The sequence below is a fragment of the Occallatibacter sp. genome, assembly GCF_049582745.1.
In the GTDB taxonomy this organism is placed as follows: Bacteria; Acidobacteriota; Terriglobia; order Terriglobales; family Acidobacteriaceae; genus Telmatobacter.
Genome location: NZ_JBAUUO010000117.1, coordinates 1 through 3098 on the forward strand (window position 1 = coordinate 1; position 3098 = coordinate 3098).

The window sequence follows — 3098 nt, forward strand, 5'->3', positions numbered from 1 at the left end:
CGTGGATGCCGTGGCAAGCGAAATCGCGCGCTCCGTCGACTCCTACAAGGTGATCGTCGAAAAGAGCACGGTTCCCGTCTACACCAACGAGTGGATCCGGCGTGTGATCGAGCGAAATGGGGTGCCGAAGGATCTGTTCGACGTGACGTCAAACCCCGAGTTCCTGCGCGAAGGCACAGCAGTCGTTGATTTTCTGCACGCGGATCGTATTGTGATCGGCGCTGCTACCGAAACCGGCGCCGATCTGCTGAAGATGATCTATCTCCCGCTGACGAGCGGCGAGTACTACAACAAGCCGAGTTGCATCCCGGGGCCGCGCACGGCAGCCGATCCCCCGCCGATCCTGCATACCTCCACCAAGGCTGCCGAAATCATAAAGCACGCTTCCAACGCGCTGCTGGCAACCAGGATTTCGTTCATTAATGCCGTCGCCAATGTCTGCGAGGCGGCTGGAGCTGACGTCGAAGAAGTGGCTCGCGGCATCGGCATGGATACCCGCATCGGTCCGAAGTTCCTGCGCGCTGGCGTCGGCTACGGCGGCTCGTGCTTCCCCAAGGACGTTGCCGCCTTCCGTCATGTGGCCGAGCAAGTGGGCGTGGACTTCGCACTCTTGCGCGAAGTGGAAAAGATCAATGAGGAACAGAAACTGCGCTTCTTTCAAAAAATCCGCTCGGCGCTCTGGACGTTTCGCGGGAAGAAAATCGGAGTCCTCGGGCTCGCGTTCAAAGGGGGAACCGATGACGTGCGCGAGTCACCGGCGCTTGATATCGTCAAAAAGCTCCTGAGTGAAGGCTGCGTGGTTGCCGCCCATGATCCCGCGGCCGCAGAGCGGTCGAAAGAGATTATTCCCGAAGGCCCAAACATGCGCTACGTGAATGACCCGTACGTGGCGGCGCAGGATGCGGATGCGCTCCTGATTCTGAACGACTGGCAGGAATTCGCCGAACTCGACCTGGCCAAGCTGCACTACACCCTCCGCTACCCGATTGTGATCGATGGAAGGAACCTTTACGACCCTGCAATCATGACCGAGGCTGGGTTTACTTACCTGAGCGTCGGACGGCCCGGCATGGCTCAACCGGTGGATCCGGTCTCTGCATTCTTCCTGCCCCGGCGCCGAGATGCCACAAAGGCATAAGAGCCCGCCTTGTGTCGTAGGCTTAATGGTGCGCAACGATTCAGAAAAATGAAGTCTTGCTCATTGATGACTGGCATTTCAATGCTTGCTTGATTGCGATAGCTTTATGGCACCAACAGTGAATGTGAGGACGTTTGTACGATGCGCGTTCTAATTGCCGGAGCTGCCGGCTTCCTTGGATCACACTTAACGGATGCCATCCTCAATGAAGGGCATGAGGTAATTGGCGTCGACAACCTCTGCACGGGTTCTCTCGAGAATCTCAAGCATCTAAAGGCCGAGCCGAGGTTCGAGTTCTGCGAGCACGACATCTGCACCTCATTCGATCCGAAGCACGTCGATTATGTTTTCAATTTTGCTTCTCCGGCCAGTCCCGCCGATTACATGCGGTTGGGAATCGAAACCCTGATGGTTGGCTCGGCGGGAACGCGCCATTTGCTTGAGACTGCAAAGAAGTACGGCGCAAAGTTTCTGCACGCGTCGACGTCAGAATGCTATGGGGATCCCGACCAACACCCGCAGACAGAGGAATACTGGGGTCATGTGAATCCGATTGGACCCCGCTCGGTTTACGACGAGTCCAAGCGATTCTCCGAAGCTCTTGTAACGGCGTACCGCCGCTACGAACAAGTTGATGCGCGGCTCGTACGCATTTTCAATACTTACGGCCCGCGGTTGCAGTTGAACGATGGTCGGGTGATTTCCAATTTTCTTTCGCAGGCGTTGCGAGGCGATGACTTGACAATCTATGGCGATGGAAGCCAGACGCGTAGCTTTTGCTATGTTTCCGATGAGATCGAAGGAATTCTCCAGCTATCCCGGAGCGATGAGCACACGCCGGTCAATATTGGAAATCCGACGGAATGGACGATCCTGGAGTGCGCAAAAGCTGTGCTGGGCGTGACAGGTTCAAAAAGTAAGATTGTGCTTCGGCCTCTTCCTCAAGACGATCCTTCGCAGCGCCAGCCGGATATCAGCAAGGCAAAACGCTTGCTGAATTGGGAACCCAAAATCGACTTGGAGACAGGGCTGAAGCTCAGTCTGGGATACTTCCGATCCTGCATTGAGGCTGCTGGCAAGTCACATCAAGAACACAGTCAAATCGGCATCGTGTATATGGGAATCAGGTCGTGAAAGTGCGGGGAGCACTACTTTGAAAAGAGCACTAATTACGGGTATTACCGGACAAGACGGAGCCTATCTGGCTCAACTGCTGCTGACGAAAGGTTACGAGGTGCATGGAATCAAGCGCCGCGCCTCGTCGTTTAACACCACCCGCATCGACCATATCTACGAAGATCCGCATATGCATGGCCGCCATTTTTTGCTCCATTACGGCGACCTGACCGATTCGAGCAGCCTGATCCAGATCGTGCAGAACGTAAAACCCGATGAAATCTACAATCTCGCGGCACAAAGCCACGTAAAGGTTTCGTTTGAAGAGCCTGAGTATACGGCAAACTCCGACGCGCTCGGCACTCTGCGTCTGCTGGAAGCGATCAGAATTGCGGGCCTCGAAGAGATAACACGCTTCTATCAGGCTTCGACGTCGGAAATGTACGGACTGGTCCAGGAGTCTCCCCAGAAAGAGACGACACCCTTCTATCCGCGCTCTCCATATGCCGTCGCCAAGCTCTATGCCTACTGGATCACCGTGAACTACCGGGAAGCCTATGGGATGTACGCGTGCAACGGTATTCTGTTTAATCACGAGTCGCCCACCCGCGGCGAGACCTTTGTGACCCGCAAGATCACGCGCGGGCTGGCGAGAATCAAGACCGGCCTGCAGGATAGCCTCTATCTGGGTAATCTCGATGCTTTGCGCGATTGGGGACACGCGCGGGATTACGTTGAAATGCAGTGGCGCATGTTGCAGCAGCAAGAAGCCAGGGATTACGTGATTGCAACAGGCGAGCAGCACAGTGTGCGCGAGTTTGTGGATCTTGCGGCGAATTATCTG

3 protein-coding genes are annotated in these 3098 nt (G+C 55.6%); all 3 read left to right on the forward strand.

From position 1 onward, the window contains the following. The coding region (locus tag WCA10_RS17150; RefSeq protein WP_472823733.1) for a UDP-glucose dehydrogenase family protein at positions 1–1138 on the forward strand (1138 nt) is incomplete at its 5' end. 141 nt (positions 1139–1279) lie between these two features. Then, positions 1280–2272: a UDP-glucuronic acid decarboxylase family protein gene (locus tag WCA10_RS17155; RefSeq protein WP_472823734.1), complete on the forward strand. Its 993-nt coding sequence runs from the start codon at positions 1280–1282 to the stop codon at positions 2270–2272. Positions 2273–2291: 19 nt separating this feature from the next. Beyond that, positions 2292–3098, forward strand: an 807-nt coding sequence (gene gmd / locus WCA10_RS17160) for a GDP-mannose 4,6-dehydratase (protein WP_472823735.1), incomplete at its 3' end; no start/stop codon positions are given.